General features: G+C 48.4%; 14 protein-coding genes. 3 read left to right on the top strand and 11 right to left on the bottom strand.

What is annotated here, in order from left to right; all coding sequences use genetic code 11:
- Positions 1 to 268: 268 nt before the first annotated feature.
- From fis to AACT23_RS14845, 9 genes are all read right to left on the bottom strand, one after another.
- Positions 269 to 565, bottom strand: coding sequence for a DNA-binding transcriptional regulator Fis (gene fis / locus AACT23_RS14885; RefSeq protein ID WP_010320338.1), 297 nt, complete (start codon positions 563 to 565; stop codon positions 269 to 271).
- 23 nt (positions 566 to 588) lie between these two features.
- Complete coding sequence (gene dusB / locus AACT23_RS14880) at positions 589 to 1,557, bottom strand: tRNA dihydrouridine synthase DusB (protein WP_010320339.1); 969 nt, start codon at positions 1,555 to 1,557, stop codon at positions 589 to 591.
- Between the two features lie 139 nt (positions 1,558 to 1,696).
- Positions 1,697 to 2,584 (bottom strand): 50S ribosomal protein L11 methyltransferase, encoded by an 888-nt coding sequence (prmA, locus tag AACT23_RS14875; protein ID WP_013855808.1) that lies wholly within the window; start codon positions 2,582 to 2,584, stop codon positions 1,697 to 1,699.
- A 113-nt stretch (positions 2,585 to 2,697) separates the two neighbouring features.
- A complete protein-coding gene (gene accC / locus AACT23_RS14870; protein WP_013855809.1) occupies positions 2,698 to 4,044 on the bottom strand; it encodes an acetyl-CoA carboxylase biotin carboxylase subunit in 1,347 nt (448 codons plus the stop codon).
- A 14-nt stretch (positions 4,045 to 4,058) separates the two neighbouring features.
- On the bottom strand, positions 4,059 to 4,514 hold the full coding sequence (gene accB, locus AACT23_RS14865; RefSeq protein WP_094127530.1) for an acetyl-CoA carboxylase biotin carboxyl carrier protein: 456 nt from the start codon (positions 4,512 to 4,514) through the stop codon (positions 4,059 to 4,061).
- A gap of 83 nt (positions 4,515 to 4,597) precedes the next feature.
- Entirely contained in the window at positions 4,598 to 5,047 is a 450-nt protein-coding gene (gene aroQ, locus AACT23_RS14860; protein ID WP_013855811.1) for a type II 3-dehydroquinate dehydratase, read from the bottom strand.
- A 285-nt stretch (positions 5,048 to 5,332) separates the two neighbouring features.
- Positions 5,333 to 7,282: an acetate--CoA ligase gene (acs, locus tag AACT23_RS14855; protein WP_094127527.1), complete on the bottom strand. Its 1,950-nt coding sequence runs from the start codon at positions 7,280 to 7,282 to the stop codon at positions 5,333 to 5,335.
- A 141-nt stretch (positions 7,283 to 7,423) separates the two neighbouring features.
- Positions 7,424 to 8,056 carry a 3'-5' exonuclease gene (locus AACT23_RS14850; RefSeq protein WP_026027882.1) on the bottom strand — a complete coding sequence of 211 codons (633 nt, stop codon included), beginning with the start codon at positions 8,054 to 8,056 and terminating at the stop codon, positions 7,424 to 7,426.
- 13 nt (positions 8,057 to 8,069) lie between these two features.
- Positions 8,070 to 9,896 (bottom strand): DUF294 nucleotidyltransferase-like domain-containing protein, encoded by a 1,827-nt coding sequence (locus AACT23_RS14845; RefSeq protein ID WP_094127545.1) that lies wholly within the window; start codon positions 9,894 to 9,896, stop codon positions 8,070 to 8,072.
- A gap of 202 nt (positions 9,897 to 10,098) precedes the next feature.
- Between AACT23_RS14845 and AACT23_RS14840 the strand changes: the two genes are divergently transcribed.
- The gene (locus AACT23_RS14840; protein ID WP_017048886.1) at positions 10,099 to 11,289 is read left to right on the top strand and encodes a 3-phenylpropionate MFS transporter; all 1,191 of its coding nucleotides are present in this window, start codon (positions 10,099 to 10,101) and stop codon (positions 11,287 to 11,289) included.
- A gap of 86 nt (positions 11,290 to 11,375) precedes the next feature.
- Positions 11,376 to 14,810, top strand: a complete 3,435-nt coding sequence (locus AACT23_RS14835) for a PAS domain-containing hybrid sensor histidine kinase/response regulator (RefSeq protein WP_094127524.1) — start codon at positions 11,376 to 11,378, stop codon at positions 14,808 to 14,810.
- A gap of 97 nt (positions 14,811 to 14,907) precedes the next feature.
- Here AACT23_RS14835 and AACT23_RS14830 read toward each other — a convergent pair whose 3' ends face one another.
- Positions 14,908 to 16,611 carry a sodium:solute symporter family protein gene (locus AACT23_RS14830; protein WP_013855817.1) on the bottom strand — a complete coding sequence of 568 codons (1,704 nt, stop codon included), beginning with the start codon at positions 16,609 to 16,611 and terminating at the stop codon, positions 14,908 to 14,910.
- A 12-nt stretch (positions 16,612 to 16,623) separates the two neighbouring features.
- Positions 16,624 to 16,890, bottom strand: a complete 267-nt coding sequence (locus tag AACT23_RS14825; RefSeq protein WP_013855818.1) for a DUF4212 domain-containing protein — start codon at positions 16,888 to 16,890, stop codon at positions 16,624 to 16,626.
- 387 nt (positions 16,891 to 17,277) lie between these two features.
- Between AACT23_RS14825 and AACT23_RS14820 the strand changes: the two genes are divergently transcribed.
- Positions 17,278 to 19,023, top strand: coding sequence for a potassium/proton antiporter (locus tag AACT23_RS14820; protein ID WP_013855819.1), 1,746 nt, complete (start codon positions 17,278 to 17,280; stop codon positions 19,021 to 19,023).
- Positions 19,024 to 19,027 lie beyond the last annotated feature (4 nt).

Raw genomic sequence — 19,027 nt, 5'->3', positions numbered from 1 at the left:
ATGCACTGTTCACGACAAGTGATTTGGGGATTGGTCGGTAAATTTCCATCACATGCACAATGTAACCAGTTTGTTGCGGTCGCGTAAATGCGACAACAGAAGAAGAGAGAGCCCGCTCAAACAATCAGATCTCTTTATTGCATTAATGCAAAGTAAAGCAGCCCGTTGATATTTTAGTTATCCGTTGGGTGAAAATGAAAAAACCGAGCGCAGAGGCTCGGTTTTAAAAGCGATGGTATCTAGTTGCTAGATTTGTGCAGTAGCTAGATTAGTTCATGCCGTATTTTTTTAGCTTCTTACGAAGAGTGCCGCGGTTGATGCCCATCATGGTTGCTGCGCGAGTTTGGTTACCGCGAGTGTACTGCATGATGGTGTCGAGTAGTGGCTGTTCAACTTCAGCAAGAACTAACTCGTATAGTTCTGTCACTTCTTGGCCGTTTAACTGCGCAAGGTAGTTTTTAAGAGATGCTTTAACTGAATCACGTAGTGGCTTTTGCGTGATTTGATCTTGTGAAGTTACGGTTGTTACTGTGAAAGCTTCTGAAGTCAGGTTTTGTTCGAACATATGCGGTCTAGCTCTTCTCTTAATTATGATGCAACGTTATCAAAATAACCTTCGAGCGCGTCAATTTGCAGCGGTGCTGCGTCAATAGCGTTGAAGGTACGGCGAAACTCACTCGCTTGTTCATGTTCTTTCAGATACCAACCCACATGCTTACGAGCGATGCGAGGGCCTAAATACTCACCATAGAAACTGTGGAGAGCCTGTACATGGCCAAGCATAATATCTTTCACTTCCGCAGCCGGAAGTTCAGACATCGTGGTGCCGTTTTCCAAATAGTGTTGGATTTCTTGGAAAATCCACGGGCGACCTTGGGCAGGGCGTCCAATCATTAAAGCGTCAGCGCCGGTGTAATCCAGCACGTATTTCGCCTTCTCTGGGCTATCGATATCACCGTTAGCAATAACCGGAATAGAGATGGCGTTTTTCACCGCTTTAATGCTGTCGTATTCGGCCTCGCCTTTGTACATACACGCTTTGGTTCTGCCATGCAGGGCTAAAGCTTGTATGCCGCAGTCTTCGGCTAATTTAGCGATGTAGACACAGTTTTTGTTGTCTGTATCCCAGCCAGTACGGGTCTTTAATGTCACTGGGACATCAACGGCGTTCACCACCGCTTTCAAGATCTGTTCAATCGTCTCCGGAAATTGGAGTAAGGCTGAACCCGCCAGCTTTTTATTCACTTTTTTTGCTGGGCAACCCATGTTGATGTCGATGATCTGAGCACCGTTCTCAACACTAAATTGGGCTGCATCGGCCATAAGCTGTGGGTCGGCTCCCGCAATTTGTACCGAGCGAATGCCCGATTCGCCCTCATGTACCATACGTTGCATCGACTTTGACGTATTCCATAGAGCAGGATTAGAGGACATCATTTCACTGACGGCCATGCCTGCTCCATAGCGAAGACACAACTCTCGAAATGGTCTGTCAGTCACTCCTGCCATAGGGGCAACGATAAGATTGTTCTTAAGTTGATAGTTTCCGATTTTCAAAACGTCATCACAGTTCTGTACCAGCAAGGGCGCGCATTTTACGCATTTTTTTACTGCGTGAAAAGACTAATATTTGAGCATTTACAATTTGTTTTAGTAAATCGTATAAAATACAGTCTATTAGCACGCAAAGTCTTATCTAGCCTTGCTTGCGACCCGAGATGCGGCACCACTCATTGAGCTCAATTATCGGGTCAATGTGAAGCTCGTCACGATAATGGTTGGCAACTTCTTCGGCTTGAGTGTCCAAAACACCGGACATCGCAAGTTGGCCATTGGGCTTAAGTAACCCTTTGATCACACCATTCAGGTCACGCAGTGGGCCGGCCAAAATGTTGGCCACAACCACGTCAGCGATTAAGCCTTCAGGTTGATCTTGTGGCAAATACACTTCAAGTTGGTCAGCTACGCCATTGCGTCCTGCGTTGTCGTTAGAAGCAAGCAGTGCTTGTGGGTCGATATCAATACCGACGACTTTGGCTGCGCCCAATTTGATCGCTGCAATGGCTAGGATGCCTGAACCACAACCAAAATCGATGACGGTTTTACCTGTCAGATCGAGCCCTTCGAGCCACTCTAAACATAATGCGGTCGTCGGGTGAGTACCTGTGCCGAATGCAAGGCCCGGGTCGAGCATTACGTTGACAGCGTCAGGTTCTGGGATTTCACGCCAGCTTGGGCAAATCCACAAACGTTGACCAAATTTCATCGGGTGGAAGTTGTCCATCCATTCACGTTCCCAGTCTTTATCTTCGAGCTGTTCAACTTTGTAGGCAAAGTCATCACTCAGCAGTTTGCTTGAGCGAATTTGGTCAATGATCCATGCGCTATCGGCTTCGGCATCATATAGCGCCAGCACGTCGGTATCGCCCCAAAGGCGAGTTTCGCCCGGAAGCGGTTCAAAAACAGGGGTGTCGTGAGCATCAAGAAAAGTGACGGATACTGCGCCCGTCTCTTCCATCAGCATGTCGCCAATTGGCTCGGCATTGGCGTTAGTTGCGTTCAGTTTAATTTGAATCCAAGGCATGTCAGTTGCTCTGTTATATCGTCAGTTGGCGCAGAGTTTAGCAGAAACTGACTCGGCTGCCGAAAACAAAAATGCTCACCGAAGTGAGCATTTGGTCTCTCGCGACGCGAAAATTAGTGCTGTAAACCCAATTTCTTCTCAAGGTAGTGGATGTTCGCTCCACCGTGTTGGAAGTTCTCATCTTGCATGATCGATTGCTGCAAGGTGATATTGGTTTTAATGCCATCGACGATCATTTCGTTTAACGCATTTTTCATGCGCGCAATCGCCACGTCACGGTTTTCACCGTAAGTGATGAGCTTGCCGATCATTGAATCGTAATGTGGCGGCACTGTGTAGCCAGCATAAATGTGCGATTCCCAACGAACGCCCATACCGCCCGGCGCGTGAAAACGTTCAATTTTGCCCGGTGAAGGGAGGAAACGAACCGGATCTTCCGCGTTGATACGGCATTCAATTGCATGGCCACGGATCTTGATGTCATCTTGGGTAAACGACAGTGGTTGACCTGCGGCGACGCGAAGCTGTTCTTTGATGAGATCAACGCCAGTGACCATTTCAGTGACTGGGTGCTCAACTTGAATACGCGTGTTCATCTCAATGAAGTAGAACTCGCCGTTTTCGTATAGGAACTCAAACGTACCGGCACCACGATAGCCAATTTCGAGACAAGCGCGTGTACAACGTTCACCGATGTATTTACGCATCTCTTCGGTAATGCCTGGTGCAGGAGCTTCTTCAACTACTTTTTGGTGACGACGCTGCATTGAGCAGTCACGTTCACCAAGGTGAATCGCGCCACCTTGGCCATCCGCAATAATTTGTACTTCAACGTGACGTGGGTTTTCTAGGAATTTTTCCATGTAAACCATGTCATTGTTGAACGCCGCTTTGGCTTCGGCACGTGTCATTGCGATCGCTTGGGTTAGTTCATTTTCGCTACGAACCACGCGCATACCACGACCGCCGCCGCCGCCAGAAGCTTTGATGATCACAGGGTAGCCAATGCGTTTCGCATGAGCTTTGTTTTTGACTTCATCGCCATCAAGTGGGCCGTCAGAACCCGGCACACAAGGAACGCCCGCTTTTTTCATTGCGCTGATGGCTGACACTTTGTCACCCATCATGCGAATGGTATCGGCTTTCGGGCCAACAAAAATGAAGCCTGAACGCTCGACTTGTTCAGCAAAGTCGGCGTTTTCAGAAAGAAAACCGTAACCGGGGTGAATTGCTACTGCGCCAGTTACTTCTGCTGCAGAAATAATGCGTGGAATGTTTAAGTAGCTGTCAATACCACGTGCTGGGCCAATACAGATGGTTTCGTCGGCCAGCAGTACGTGTTTTAAATCACGATCGGCAGTGGAGTGCACGGCAACAGTTTTGATGCCAAGCTCTTTACATGCGCGCAGAATACGAAGTGCAATTTCACCTCGATTCGCGATGACTAATTTATCTAACATAAAGCAAACCTCGATTATTCGATAACAACAAGCGGTTGGTCGAATTCAACGGTCTGGCCGTCTTCAAGTAGGATTGCCGTAACGATACCTGCTTTATCGGCTTCGATTTGGTTCATCATTTTCATCGCTTCAACGATGCATAGTGTGTCACCGACTGAAACACTTTGACCGACTTCGATGAACGCTTTTGAATCTGGACTTGGTGAGCGGTAGAAAGTACCGACCATTGGCGAAAGCACTTGGTGACCTTTTGGCGCTAAAGGCGCGGCGGCTTCAGCCGTTGGCGCAGGGGCAGCGACTGGCGCGGCTTGTTGTGCTGGCGCTGGTGCAGCGTAATGCATCTGAGCCATCTGTACTGGCGCAGTGTTACGACTGATGCGTACCGATTCTTCACCTTCAGAGATTTCTAGTTCAGAAATGCCAGATTCTTCTACCAGTTCGATAAGCTTCTTGATTTTACGAATATCCATCTTTTCTTTCTCTTTATCTTGTGAATACGTCAGCCCTTAAGGTTGGGCCGTAGAGTGTTTGTTTATCGTTGATCGTATGTGGGTTATTTTGCCTGTAGCGCTTTTATGGCAGCTGCAAGAGCAAATTCATAACCTTGTGCACCTAACCCGCAAATCACCCCTTGCGCCTTATCCGACAGATAGGAGTGGTGGCGAAAAGGTTCACGTGCGTGAACGTTGGATAGATGCACTTCAATAAATGGGATGGCGACACCCAATAACGCATCGCGCAGTGCCACACTGGTGTGCGTCAATGCGGCGGGATTAATGATGATGAAGTCGACCTTGCCGTAAGCGGCATGGATGGCTTCGATCAGCTCATATTCGCGGTTCGATTGAAGATGTTCTAACTCAATATCTGCTTTTTGCGCTTGTTCGCGTAATGTCTCGACAATGTGCGCTAAGGTGTCAGAACCATAATGTGCAGGTTCACGTAGCCCTAACAGGTTAAGATTTGGCCCATTTAAGACCAGAATGCGAGATTTAGCAGTCATTGTGTCGACATCTCCCTATATCGTGAAACGAATATTAATATTCCCATATTATTCTTAGGTCAGAGTGAATTTTTCGTCAAAAATTCCCTGAATTTAAGAAATTGCCCAAGATTATAGCTAATTCAGCGCAAATGGCAGCAATTTACTGGTCTTATCAGATAGTTTACTCATTTAATTCTGCAACCGAGTTAACAGAATGAGAAGAACTGAGAGGGAAAGAAAAAGCCGCCACAAGTGTGACGGCTTAATCATCTCAATGCCTCGCGGCAGGTAGAATCGTTAGCGTTAAGACAATTCTGCTTTTTCGGCGATCAATTTATCCACTACGCTAGGATCGGCCAGTGTTGAGGTATCGCCCAAATTGCTGGTGTCGCCGGTGGCGATTTTACGCAAAATACGACGCATGATTTTGCCAGAACGGGTTTTGGGCAGTGAATCGGTCCAGTGCAGTACATCGGGCGTTGCAATTGGGCCAATCTCTTTTCGTACCCAATCTTTGACCTCTTTGTGCAACTCGGCACTGGGGTAGACGCCATCATTTAAGGTGATGTAAGCATAAATGGCTTGGCCTTTAATATCGTGTGGCACGCCGACAATCGCCGCTTCTGCAATTTTATCAAAAGCAACCAAAGCTGATTCAATTTCCGCGGTGCCCATGCGGTGGCCAGAAACGTTTAACACGTCATCCACGCGGCCCGTTATCCAGTAGTAGCCATCCTCATCACGGCGTGCGCCATCACTGGTGAAATACATACCTTTGAAGGTTGAAAAATAGGTTTGTTCAAAACGGTCATGATCGCCATAAACGGTGCGCATTTGGCCCGGCCATGAATCTAAAATAACCAAGTTACCTTCGGCAGCCCCTTCAATGATGTTGCCCATGTTATCGACCAAGGCTGGTTGCACGCCAAAAAATGGCCGTGTGGCCGAACCCGGTTTAAGTGCCGTCGCACCTGGCAGTGGCGTAATTAAAATGCCACCCGTTTCGGTTTGCCACCATGTATCGACAATCGGTGATTTTTCGTTACCGATGGTTTTGTAGTACCACTCCCACGCTTCTGGGTTAATTGGTTCTCCCACCGAACCCATAATGCGCAAACTGGTGCGTGACGTCTCTTTGACGGCTTCATTGCCTTTCGCCATCAAGGCGCGAATAGCGGTCGGCGCAGTGTAAAGAATGTTGACTTGGTGTTTATCCACCACTTGACTCATGCGGTTGGTGTCTGGGTAGTTGGGAACCCCTTCAAACAGAACGGTTTTTGCACCATTGGCCAAAGGACCGTAAACCAAGTAGGTGTGGCCAGTGATCCAGCCCACATCGGCGGTACACCAAAACACTTCGCCCGGCTGATAGTCAAACACATATTTGAAGGTCATCGCCGCGTAAACAAGGTAGCCACCGGTTGTGTGCAGCACACCTTTGGGTTTACCCGTTGAACCAGAGGTATAGAGAATGAAGAGGGGATCTTCCGCTTTCATGGCTTCGGCTGGGCAGTGGTCGGAAGCTTTTGCGGTTGCTTCATGCCACCACACATCACGATGTTCGTGCCAGTCAATTTGGCCACCAGTGCGTTTAAAGACGATCACTTTGCTGATGTTTTTCACTTCAGGGTGGGTCAAGGCTTCATCGACGTTTTTCTTCAAGGGCACAGCGCGACCGCCACGTACACCTTCGTCGGCGGTGATGACTATTTTGGAATCGGAATCAATGATGCGACCGGAAAGGGCTTCCGGTGAAAAGCCACCAAACACCACAGTATGCACTGCGCCTATTCGAGTACAAGCGAGCATCGCAACGGCTGCTTCTGGCACCATTGGCATGTAAAGACAGACCACATCTCCCTTGCGTACTCCTTGCTCTTTCAACACGTTAGAAAAGCGACACACTTGTTGATGGAGTTCTTTAAAGGTGAGGGTCTTATCGTCAGCCGGATCGTCACCTTCCCAGATAATCGCCACTTCATCACCACGTGTGGCAAGGTGGCGATCAATGCAGTTAGCGGAGACGTTTAATGTGCCGTCTTCAAACCAGCGAATATCTACATGGCCAGTATCAAACGAGGTTTGTTTCACTTGAGTGAAAGGCTTAATCCAATCCACAATCTTGCCGTGTTCACTCCAGAAGCCTTCTGGGTCGGTCACTGATTGTTGGTACATCGCTAGGTAAGTGTCATTATCCGCATGTGTTTTGGCTTTAATGTTCTCTTTTACCGGATAAACGTGGGCTTCACTCATTGCTTTTCTCCTTGTGAATTTGAACAATTTCCCTGTTGATTGGCGATCAAATTGCGCTGAAAGGAAAATCTGTATGTGGGTAACTGTCAGTCAGAGTGCGATTTTCTACAATTAGACTTTAGGATGAGTGTGGGGTAAGTGCTAGCGCGAGTAAGGTGCAACAAAGGGAGGCAGATCACCTTTGGTCAAGCGCACAAACACTAATGCCGCGGCGATGGCATCTTGCAGCGCGTCGTGTTTATCCTGCATCGGCAAGTCGAGATGGCGACAAATCGCCTCTAAGCTGAGGTCGATGTACGCGTTCGGCAGCATTCTCTCTAACTGATCATGATAGATCTGACTTACCTCGATGAGAGCATTAGGCAGTGGAAAGCCTAAATGTCGCCGACAAGCGAGGTCGAGGATTTTTTTGTCATAGCGAATGTGGTAGCCCACTAAAGGTCGGTTGCCGATAAAGTCTAATAGGTGTGTGATGGCCTCTTGCTCGTCGATGCCATCGACCAGATCTTGATGGCGAATTTTGTGGATTTTGACTGAACCCGAGTCGAGCGATTGTGGCGCGCTCAAACGCACTTCAAATGGCTGGCTGGTTAAAATACGGTTGTCGATAATTTTGGTGGCGGCAATCGTCACTAACTCGGCGCGATTCGGGTCAAGGCTGGTGGTTTCGCAATCGAGCGACACATATTCCCCTTGCATCGGCGTCGCAAACAACGGCTGATAAGGCGAGTCTTTCAGCTTGTGAAACCAATAATGGCGTGTAAACCAATTCAATTGTTCGCCTCCACTATTCGCGAATTTGATAGTGATAGCCAAGCCACTGCTTGAATTTTTTCACCACGTGTAAACTGTGCCTGAGCAGGTCACGCTCGGTTCGGTCGAGCTGTTTTAAATCGAGTTTATTGGTGCTGTGTTGATTGCTCAATTGCTGAGCTAAGCGCAATTTAAAGAACTGCTTGAGCGCTTCACTGAGATTATCGGCGGTTTCTTTTTCCAAAACCCGTTGCTCTACTAGCGCCTCGATGCGTTCAAAGGTGTTGTTTTGTTGAACTTGATGTTCAAGGCTTAGGGCGCGAATGCCATGCACAATCGGGAAAATGCCACCTTGTTTAATATCTAAGCCAGATTTGGAGTGTTTTACGGTGCCAAACAGCGTGAGCGGCACAGAAAAGCTCAGCGCGGGGCGAGTAAACTCCATCAAAATCAATTCTTGGTCAGCCATTAAATGGCTCAAGTGCTGTTTAATAGGGGCCAATAAGTGTTTGTTGCCCGCAACTGCGTGTGCGTCGGCCATGATCGCAATATCCATCACTTGCTCGGGTTTGGCCGCTTTCACCCATTGGCTAAGCGTGGTTTTCCACTCAGTTTGGCTTTTAACCCATTTGGGATTATTGACCATCACATTGCCCGGACAAAGCGGATAGCCGAGCTGCTGTAAGGTGTGGGTGAGCGTGTCCATGACCACACCCATTTGATGCCACTGCAAGCCATCTTTGATGATCAGCGCGTTATCTTGGTCGGTTTTGAGGATCTGCTCTCCACGGCCTTCGGAGCCGAGTACGATCAAGCAGCAGTGATCATGCAGCGCGGGCGGCACAACCAACTGAAAGGCTTTTTCGATGATCTGTTCATTGACCGCTGAAATCAGCTCCATAATAAAACGAGTGCGAATGCCATTGTTGATTAGGCTTTCAACCAGTTGCCGCTGTTTGTTGGAGGCGAGAGCTAACTCTTCTACGCAGTTGGCGCGAGCAATACTTAACGTCAGCACGTGAGAATGAGTGGAGAAAGCACTGAGGATTTGTGTCATGTCCAGCATGCCAACCGCTTGATGGCCATCACACACCATCACTCGTTTTATGCGGTTGCGCGTCATGGCAATCATCGCATTAAACAGAAAATCGCCATCGTTGATGTGCAGCACAGGAAAGGTAGCAATTTCCCCAACAGGGGTATCGAGCGGGTGGTTATCGAGCATGACGGAATGCAGCATATTGGTGCGCGTGACGATAGCATAAGGGTGCGCGCTGGGGTTTTCGATTAAGCGTTGATCATGCTCGGCAAGACGAACTAAGGCCGCATCAACTCCGTTATCGCGTAATTGCTGGGTCACTTGGTTGAGCGGTTGATCTGGGTTTAAAATCATCGGTGGATGGTAAATCGAGTCATCCACCTTAGTTAAAATAAATTCGGCTAAATTCTTCTGCTGATGTGCCACATCAAGCAGAGCTTGGCGTTTGGCAAGGTTATTGTCGAAGTAGGCGGCGAACTGGCCGTTGTCGTTATACAGTTCGAGAAAGACGGCTTTCGGCAGCAGATAGCTTAAGGTATCTTCCAGCGCCACGTACTGATGTTTGGCTTTTTCTTCAAACAGTGCGCGTACATCAAACATGTCATCGTTGGCGTAGTGAGCAAAAATCTCTTTGCCATCTGGCGAGCGTTCTTCGACCGCGCCTTTGATCAGTACGTGCAGATACACGCTGGCTCTATCACTGGTCTGCAGCAGATCGTTGCTACGAAAATACGCAACATCCAAGGATGAGCGAAGTCGCTGTTGCTGCGGCAATGTTAAGCGGTCAAAGGGCGGTGACTGCATGTTGAATTTGTCAGGCATAACGATCGTCACTCAGAAGAAATTCCTATCTAAGTGTGACAAAAATCGCCACTACCTCCAGACGACTTTGGTCTAATGAGTGATATGACCCGCAAGGTTGTGAATAAGGAAACAGATTTGTCAGTAAACTTCCCTTTTTAGAAGCCTAAACTGCCTGCATAATACGGCGGTTTTCTCTCCCTCATTTTGTTCAGGATGAATCATGCTTAACCCCTCTCCATATGGTTGGATATCGCAGTACTTTATTGGTTTCTTCTTTGCGTATGGCGTTTACTTGCCATTTTGGGCGCTGTGGTTTGAAACCCAAGGTGTGTCTGCAACCGATATTGGCGTATTAATCGGTATGGGCTTTGCCACGCGTTGCGTCGCTAATTTGGTGATTACGCCGCGTATCCATAAGGCCGAGCTTCTTCTACCAGCACTGCGTTGGTTAAGTTTGGCGGCGTTTTTATTTATTGGTTTTCACTTCTTTACGGGCGGCAGTTTCTGGCTGATGGCGTTAGCTACTGTGTTGTTTAACCTTTGCTGTGGCCCCGTGGTGCCGCTATCCGATGCGATGGCTAACTATTATGCACGCTTAAAAATGCTCGATTATGGTCGCACTCGCTTATGGGGGTCGGTGGCTTTTATCGCTGGTTCTACTGTGGTTGGCGTACTTGTGGCACGTTATGGTTCTGACATGATCCTCTACACCGCCTTGGCTGGGGTGTTTGTTTCACTATTGATTAGCTTGCGCAATCCCAACCCAATGCCCGTGACGGTTGGTGATGCACATGCCGTCCGGCCGAAACTGACGCAGTTATTGCGTGAGTGGCCAGTGATAAAATTCTTGATTTTAGCGGCGCTAATACAGGGCAGTCACGCGGCGTATTACAGTTTCAGTTCGATTCACTGGAAAGCGGCGGGGCATTCGGAAGAGCTGATTGGCTATTTATGGAGTTTAGGGGTTGCCGCTGAAGTCGCGGTATTTGCGCTCAGCAAACGCCTTTTTTCAGGCTGGTCACTACGCACATTATTTGTTGTCGCGTCGATTGGGGTTGTGGTGCGTTGGACGTTAATGGCGTCGACTACCGCGCTGCTTGCGCTAGGGACGATTCAACTGCTGCATGGGGTGACGTTTGCGATGGCGCATATAGCGGCGATTCAATACATTCAGCACGCACCGCAAAGCAAAATGGTGGCTATGCAAGCGCTGTATAATGCCATTCCACTTGGGGCATTTATTGCTTTGATGACCACCTTGAGTGGCTGGGGTTATGAACGCTGGGGCGCTAATGTATTTTGGGCGATGGCAGCAATGGGCATCTTGGCGCTGTTGATAAAAGTAGAACCCACATCATCCAATGAGTCAGGTACTGAGGTAATGAAAGCAGCGCCTGAAGCACAGAATTAACCTTAACTGATTGAGATTAAAAATTATCCTTAGTTAAATGAAGCCTCTTCTTTGAAGAGGCTTTTTTGAACCGATAAGGATATCAAATGCAAGGATGGATCGTCGTTCCCGTTTCGCTCGCTTATTTAGGCGTGCTGTTTCTCGTCGCTTGGTATGGTGATAGGCAAAGCCAATGGCTGGCGAAATGGCGACCGTGGATCTACAGCTTATCGATCGCGGTCTATTGCACCTCTTGGACTTTTTACGGCACTGTGGGTCAAGCGGCTAGCAACCCTTGGTCATTTCTGCCTATCTATATTGCGCCTATTTTAGTGTTTACCCTTGGCTGGCGTATATTGGCGCGGCTGATTTTGATTGCGAAGCGCGAACATATTACCTCCATCGCCGATTTTATTGCTGCTCGCTACGGAAAATCGCAAGGATTAGCGGTAACCGTAACTTTGATTGCCGTGGTGGGCATTTTACCTTACATCGCCTTGCAACTGCGCGGCATCACTATGGGGCTTGAGATTGTCGCCCCCAACCTCGCTACGCAATTTGGTTATCAGAATTATCACGTCTCGTGGTTTGTGGTCGCGGCTTTAGCGCTATTTACTATGCTGTTTGGTACACGGCATATTGATAACACCGAGCACCACCGCGGCATGATGATGGCGATTGCGTTTGAATCGATTGTTAAATTGGTCGCTTTTTTAACCGTGGGCGGTTTCATCATTTATCTGGCTTCAAGCCGTGAAACGGTTGATCTAAGTGCGATTGCCCAGCAGACGTATCAAGCGCCCAACTGGCCAACGCTGTTGATCCACACCGTATTAACCATGATGGCGATCATCTGCTTACCGCGTCAGTTTCATACCATGGTGGTAGAAAATGAACGCGCGCAAGATCTACACACGGCACGCTGGTTATTTCCTCTTTACCTGACTTTAATGGGATTATTTGTTCTACCTATTGCATGGGTTGGGCAAAGTTTGTTAAGTGGCAGCCCTGCCGATACTTATGTACTCAGCGTGCCTATGTCGGTGGGCGCCGAGCAGATAGCGTTACTGGCGTTTTTAGGTGGCACATCAGCGGCCAGCGGCATGGTGATTGTCTCGACCATTGCATTGGCTATCATGGTTTCTAATGATTTGGTGATGCCGCTTCTGCTGCGCCGCATGCGTTTAACTCAGCGCAACTACCGTCATTTATCAGGGTTGTTGCTCAACATCCGTCGCGGGTTGATTCTATTGCTACTGCTTGGCGCTTGGGGTTTTTATCAGGCGTTGGATGCGATTGGTTCTTTATCGGCGATCGGTTTTCTCTCATTTGCGGCGATTACCCAATTTGCCCCTTCATTGATTGGTGGCATGTACTGGCGTGAAGGCAACCGTAAAGGCGTTTATGTTGGATTGGCGGTCGGTTTTACTGTGTGGCTAGTAACCTTAATGAGCCAAACCGACATGCTGGCGGGCGATGCACAAACTAACGTTCTGTTATGGATGATCACCCCGCCGGATTGGTTGGTGCAGATGGGGCTGAAAAACTCAGATTGGGGCATGATGCTCAGTGTTGCTCTCAACACATTTTGCTACGTTGTTGTCTCTATGGTGACTCGTCCGAGTTTGAGTGAGCGTTTACAATCGGCCTCTTTTGTCGGTACGCCGCTGCCTGAGAGTGAGAATCTCAGCTTGTATCAAAGCCGCGTGACAGTGGCTGAGCTTGAAATGTTGGCCGCTCGTTTTGTGGGGCGCACTCGCGTTCGCACTGCTTTTCGCCAATATTGGAGCCAGCAGAGAGAGACGTTACTACCTAACCAACAAGCGCCATCTACCTTAATCCGTCATACAGAAAGAGTGCTGGCGGGGGTGTTTGGTGCTTCTTCGGCCAAATTGGTGCTCACTTCCGCACTGCAGGGACGCAACATGCAGCTTGAGGAAGTGGCGACCATTGTTGATGAAGCATCCGAGCTGTACGACTTTAGTCGCGGCTTATTACAAGGGGCCATTGAGCATATTGGTCAAGGAATTACCGTGGTCGATAAAAAGCTACGGCTGGTGGCGTGGAATCAACGCTATCTCGAACTGTTTGAGTTTCCCGCTGGGCTGATTCAAGTGGGGCGGCCGATTGCGGATGTGATACGGCACAACGCGCAACACGGATTATGCGGCCCTGGTGACCCTGAGGATCACGTGCGGCGGCGGGTGTATCACCTTGAGCAAGGAACCAGACACACCTCGGCGCGTATTCGCCCTGATGGACGAGTTATTGAAGTGCAAGGGAACCCGATGCCGGGCGGCGGGTTTGTGATGAGCTTTAGCGACATCACCGTTTTTCGCGAAGCGGAGCAGGCATTAAAAGAGGCCAATGAAACCTTGGAAGAGCGCGTGCACCAACGAACCCTAGAGCTTGAAACCCTCAACAAACGCTTGGTGGCGGCAACTCAAAAATCAGACCAAGAATCGCAATCAAAATCGCGCTTTTTGGCCGCTGTCAGCCACGATTTAATGCAGCCGTTGAACGCTGCGCGCCTGTTTGCCTCTTCGCTCTCGGAGGTGGCCAAAGAGACGGAAGTAAAAACGTTGGCGGGTTATATAGAGAGTGCTCTGGGCGCGGCTGAAGATCTGATTGGTGATTTGCTGGATATTTCACGTTTAGAGTCTGGCAAGCTCGATGTGCATTCTCATAGCTTTGCTATTAATGATGTATTTTCGAATCTTAACGCTGAATTTAGCGCTTTAGCTAAGCAGCAAGGGATTGATTTTAAAGTAATCCCATCCTCGCTCTATGTGATGTCTGACCCTAAATTATTACGTCGCGTGGTACAAAACTTTCTCACTAACGCGTTTCGCTACAACCCTAAAGGTAAAGTGGTGCTGGGTGTACGCCGAGTGCGAGATCAGGTCAGGATTGATGTTTGGGATAATGGCATTGGTATCGAGCAAGATAAGCAGCAAGAAATCTTCGAAGAGTTTAACCGTGGTAGCCAAGTCCGTTCTGACCAAGGTTTGGGGCTCGGTTTAGCGATTTCAAAAGGCATTGCATATGTGCTGGGTCATGAAATTTCGATGCGCTCTTGGCATGGAAAAGGCAGCGTGTTTTCGCTCTCTTTGACGCGAGCTGAACCTGCCAAACAGGCTCCGACCCTGGCGATAGAGCAAGGTATGCCATCTGATCTCAATCATCTGCGCGTACTGTGTGTGGACAACGAAGCTGATATTTTAGTCGGCATGAACGATCTACTCGCAAGGTGGGGGTGTGATGTCAAAGTAGCAGCGGACTTACTGCAAAGCCTGAAAGCATTAGAAAACAATTGGTTGCCTGATGTTATTTTGTCGGATTACCGCTTAGATAATGGTCGCACTGGTTTAGAAGTGTTGCAGCAGTGTCGCTTGCGGCTTGGAGATAGCTTTGAAGGGGTCATCATCAGCGCTGATCGCACTGAAGAGATGATGGATGCGATTAAATCCAATGGCTTTAGCTTTATTCCCAAACCAATAAAACCACTCAAACTGCGCGCGCTGTTGAATCGAGTCAATTAAGCATGCAGCATAAAGCCGATGCGTGGGCATCGGCTTTATGGTTGTTATCACACTTCACTGCGGAGCGAACATCGAGCATGACGCTCGCAGGTGAAGATTAATGGTCGTGAGCTTGCCCCGCGCCTTTCGGGAAGCGGATTGACTCCACCATTTCTTGCACTTCGGTTGGAACTTCTGCGGTAAATTTATTCACCACAATCGATACCACGAAGTTCAAACACATACCTAACGTACCAATGCCTTCAGGGCTGATACCAAACAACCAGTTATCTGGCGTGCTGGCTGCCGGGTTAATGAATTTGAAGTAGATGATGTAGGTTGCAGTAAAGATAATCCCTGCGACCATGCCCGCGATCGCGCCTTCTTTATTCATCTTCTTGTAGAAGATGCCCAAAATAATGGCCGGGAAGAAGGAGGCGGCTGCCAAGCCGAAGGCAAACGCTACCACCTGAGCCACAAAACCCGGTGGGTTAATGCCTAGGTAACCAGCACCCACAATCGCAATGATGGCGGCTAAGCGTGCGGCTAACAGCTCTTGTTTATCGGTCATGTTTGGTTTGAAGCCTTTCTTCAATAAGTCGTGAGAAATTGACGTCGAGATAACCAATAAAAGACCTGCAGCTGTCGAAAGCGCAGCAGCTAACCCCCCAGCTGCGAGCAAGCCAACCACCCAGTTTGGCAGTTTTGCCAATTCAGGAGACGCCAATACGATGATGTCACGGTTAATGTTCATCTCGTTGCGCTCATCGCCAGAGTAGAACATACGACCGTCGTTGTTCTTATCTTTCCAGCTTACAAGGCCAGTATTCTCCCAGTTCTTAAACCAAGTAGGCGCGTCTGTTGCGGGTACGCCTTGCATGTCTGGGCCATTAATGGTCTCAATCATGTTCACACGAGCAAAAGCAGCAACACCTGGCGCTGTGGTATATAGCAAAGAGATGAACAGCAATGCCCAACCTGCTGAGATACGCGCATCACGCACTTTAGGCACAGTGAAGAAGCGAATAATGACGTGAGGAAGACCAGCAGTACCCACCATCAAGGCTGCGCAGATAAAGAACACGTCAACCGTGCTCTTGTTGCCTTCGGTATAAGCGGTGAAACCGAGCTCTTGAGTTAAGCCATCGAGTTTATCGAGTAGGTAAACATCGGTACCGGTAATGGTTGAGCCCATACCAATTTGTGGCAGAGGGTTACCTGTCATCATGATCGAGGTGAAAATGGCGGGAACAAGGAAGGCGAAAATGAGAACGCAGAACTGTGCAACTTGCGTATAAGTGATGCCTTTCATGCCACCGAGTACCGCATAGAAAAACACGATCCCCATACCGATGACGATACCAACGTTAATATCCACTTCGAGGAAGCGAGAGAATACCACGCCGACGCCGCGCATTTGCCCCGCAACATAAGTAAACGAGATAAAGATGGCGCAAAATACCGCCACCATACGCGCGGTCTTTGAGTAGTATCGCTCACCGATAAAATCTGGCACGGTGAACTGGCCAAATTTACGCAAGTAAGGTGCAAGGCAAAGTGCCAATAACACATAGCCGCCTGTCCAGCCCATCAAGTACACGGTACCATCATAGCCAATGAACGAGATGATACCCGCCATTGAGATAAATGAAGCGGCTGACATCCAGTCCGCTGCGGTTGCCATGCCGTTGGCAACAGGGTGAACACCACCGCCAGCAACATAGAATTCACTGGTCGATCCTGCACGGGCCCAAATGGCAATGCCGATATAGAGTGCAAACGTAATACCGACCAGAATAAACGTCCAAGTTTGAATATCCATTTCGTAAACCTCTTAGTCTTCCTGCACGTTGTATTTCTTGTCGAGCGCATTCATGCGCACAACGTAAATAAAGATCAAGGCGACAAAGGTATAGATGGACCCTTGTTGTGCGAACCAGAACCCTAGTTTGAACCCGCCTAAATGAATCGTATTAAGTGCGTCGACGAAAAGAACGCCTGCACCATATGATACCAAGAACCACACTGCCAGCAGTGAGCCCATAATTCCCAAGTTTTCCTTCCAGTAGGCTTGAGCATGTTCGGTTGATTGGAACGCCATGACCTTCTCCTTCGGTTTGCATATCGTAGTGTTAATTTAATGTTACGAAATTAAGATAGCAGTGAAAGGGTGGTGGGTCTGTGCAACTTTAGTCGGGAGGTTGTTTTCCCCAATTCATTGTAACTAAATGAAATTCCTCAATTTAGAAGGTCTTTCTTATGTTGAGTAAATGTTAAATTAGCCAAAAGTATAAGATCATAAGCTCTTGATTGGAAAATCGCTCATGGCGAGTTAACGATTTTTTATGTGGTTGGTTATTCATGCCGCGATAAAAACGATCAATGTTTACATAAAGTTGTCTTAAAAACGGATTAAACTAAGGCACAATGGAACGCGAATTTATGTTGGTTATTCAATCAATAATAATTAAATCAATAAGGAAGGAATATGGATGCAATCGCTATCAATGGTTTTTTTCTCGTAGGTGCTTTGCTGATTGCATTAAGTGTGTTGTTAAGTCCAGTCTCTTCTAAGTTAGGAATTCCTATTCTGCTCGTTTTTTTATTGGTGGGTATGTTGGCTGGGGAGGATGGCCCCGGTGGCATCTTATTTGATAATTATCCGATTGCTTATTTAGTCAGTAACTTAGCGCTTGCCATCATCTTATTGGATGGCGGCATGCGTACCCGTGTTGCCAGTTTTCGGATTGCCTTTTGGCCGTCAGTTTCGTTAGCGACGTTTGGGGTGGCGATCACCACCATTCTCACCGGCTTGATGGCGGCGTGGCTGTTTAATTTGGAATTGCTGCAAGGTATTTTGGTGGGTGCGATTGTTGGCTCAACCGATGCGGCGGCGGTTTTTTCCCTGCTTAAAGGGAGAAGCTTGAATGAGCGCGTCGGTTCAACGTTAGAGATTGAATCGGGCACTAACGATCCAATGGCGGTGTTTTTAACCGTGACGTTAATTGCGGTACTGGGTAGCCAAGGCGATGATCTCAGCGCAGGATTCTTGCTGCTGAGTTTTATCCAGCAATTTGGCCTCGGGGCTTTATTTGGATTAGCCGGAGGTTGGCTGCTCTGGAAGCTGATTAATAGCAATCAACTTCCAGAAGGGCTCTATTCCATTTTGGCCATCAGTGGCGGTTTGATTATCTTTGCGCTGTCCAATTCACTCGGCGGCAGTGGTATTCTATCCATCTACTTGACGGGTTTATTGCTGGGCAATAAACCGACTCGTTGCCGCTATTCCATTTTGAACGTACTGGATGGGATGACGTGGCTTAGCCAAATTGGCATGTTCTTGGTACTTGGGTTATTGGTCACACCTTCTGAATTGCTGACCATTGCGGTGCCGGGCTTTGCGCTCGCCTTTGGTATGATTTTGTTTGCGCGCCCCATTTCTGTATGGATTGGTTTATTGCCATTCAAAGCATTTACTGCGCGTGAAAAGTGGTTTATCTCTTGGGTTGGACTGCGCGGCGCTGTACCCATTATTTTAGCGGTTTTCCCAATGATGGCCGGTTTGCCGAATGCGCAGCTCTATTTCAACTTAGCCTTCTTCGTGGTGATGGTGTCGCTAGTGGTACAAGGGGGAACCTTGATGAAAGCGGCCGCTTTGGCTCGCGTTGAACTACCGCCCAAACCTGAGCCAATTTCACGTACCGGTGTTGAGATATACCCGTGCAGCGAATGGGAAATGTTGGTCTATAAACTCAAACAAGATAAATGGTGTATTGGTGAGCCATTACGCAATCTCTCAATGCCTGAAGGAACACGTATTACCGCTGTGTTTCGTGACGAGCAACTGCTTCACCCATCGGGCAGCACCAAGTTGCAAGAGGGCGATGTCTTGTGCGTGTTAGCACAGGAGAAAGATCTCGAATCACTGAGCAACCTATTCAGTGAAGCGCCAGAAAAAGCCTCGTTAGAGCGCTTCTTTGGTGACTTCTTTTTGGATGTGGATGCAAAACTCGTTGACGTTGCTGCCTATTATGGTTTGACGATTGAACACCTCAATCAAGAGATGACGCTCAACGATTTGCTGATCCAAGAGCTCGGAGCCACACAAGTACTGGGTGACCATTTTGAATGGCAAGGTCTGTATCTGGTCGTGGCGGACGTGGCCGATTGGCAAGCAACCAAAGTCGGTTTGCGATTACCTTTAGAAGAGACGTTAGATGAAGCGAGCGAGTAGCCGA

Source organism: Vibrio sp. V09_P4A23P171 (assembly GCF_963875615.1).
GTDB classification, from domain to species: domain Bacteria; phylum Pseudomonadota; class Gammaproteobacteria; order Enterobacterales; family Vibrionaceae; genus Vibrio; species Vibrio anguillarum.
The sequence above is the reverse complement of the archived record's forward strand: the minus strand, read 5'-3'. Positions and strand labels throughout refer to the sequence as shown.

What these genes read in the sequence shown, in the direction of transcription:
- AACT23_RS14820 (WP_013855819.1), top strand. Translation starts at nt 17,278, where the DNA reads ATGGATGCAATCGCTATCAATGGTTTTTTTCTCGTAGGTGCTTTGCTG.
- accC (WP_013855809.1), bottom strand. Translation starts at nt 4,044, where the DNA reads ATGTTAGATAAATTAGTCATCGCGAATCGAGGTGAAATTGCACTTCGT.
- fis (WP_010320338.1), bottom strand. Translation starts at nt 565, where the DNA reads ATGTTCGAACAAAACCTGACTTCAGAAGCTTTCACAGTAACAACCGTA.
- AACT23_RS14845 (WP_094127545.1), bottom strand. Translation starts at nt 9,896, where the DNA reads ATGCCTGACAAATTCAACATGCAGTCACCGCCCTTTGACCGCTTAACA.
- AACT23_RS14840 (WP_017048886.1), top strand. Translation starts at nt 10,099, where the DNA reads ATGCTTAACCCCTCTCCATATGGTTGGATATCGCAGTACTTTATTGGT.
- AACT23_RS14835 (WP_094127524.1), top strand. Translation starts at nt 11,376, where the DNA reads ATGCAAGGATGGATCGTCGTTCCCGTTTCGCTCGCTTATTTAGGCGTG.
- AACT23_RS14830 (WP_013855817.1), bottom strand. Translation starts at nt 16,611, where the DNA reads ATGGATATTCAAACTTGGACGTTTATTCTGGTCGGTATTACGTTTGCA.
- aroQ (WP_013855811.1), bottom strand. Translation starts at nt 5,047, where the DNA reads ATGACTGCTAAATCTCGCATTCTGGTCTTAAATGGGCCAAATCTTAAC.
- AACT23_RS14825 (WP_013855818.1), bottom strand. Translation starts at nt 16,890, where the DNA reads ATGGCGTTCCAATCAACCGAACATGCTCAAGCCTACTGGAAGGAAAAC.
- acs (WP_094127527.1), bottom strand. Translation starts at nt 7,282, where the DNA reads ATGAGTGAAGCCCACGTTTATCCGGTAAAAGAGAACATTAAAGCCAAA.
- accB (WP_094127530.1), bottom strand. Translation starts at nt 4,514, where the DNA reads ATGGATATTCGTAAAATCAAGAAGCTTATCGAACTGGTAGAAGAATCT.
- prmA (WP_013855808.1), bottom strand. Translation starts at nt 2,584, where the DNA reads ATGCCTTGGATTCAAATTAAACTGAACGCAACTAACGCCAATGCCGAG.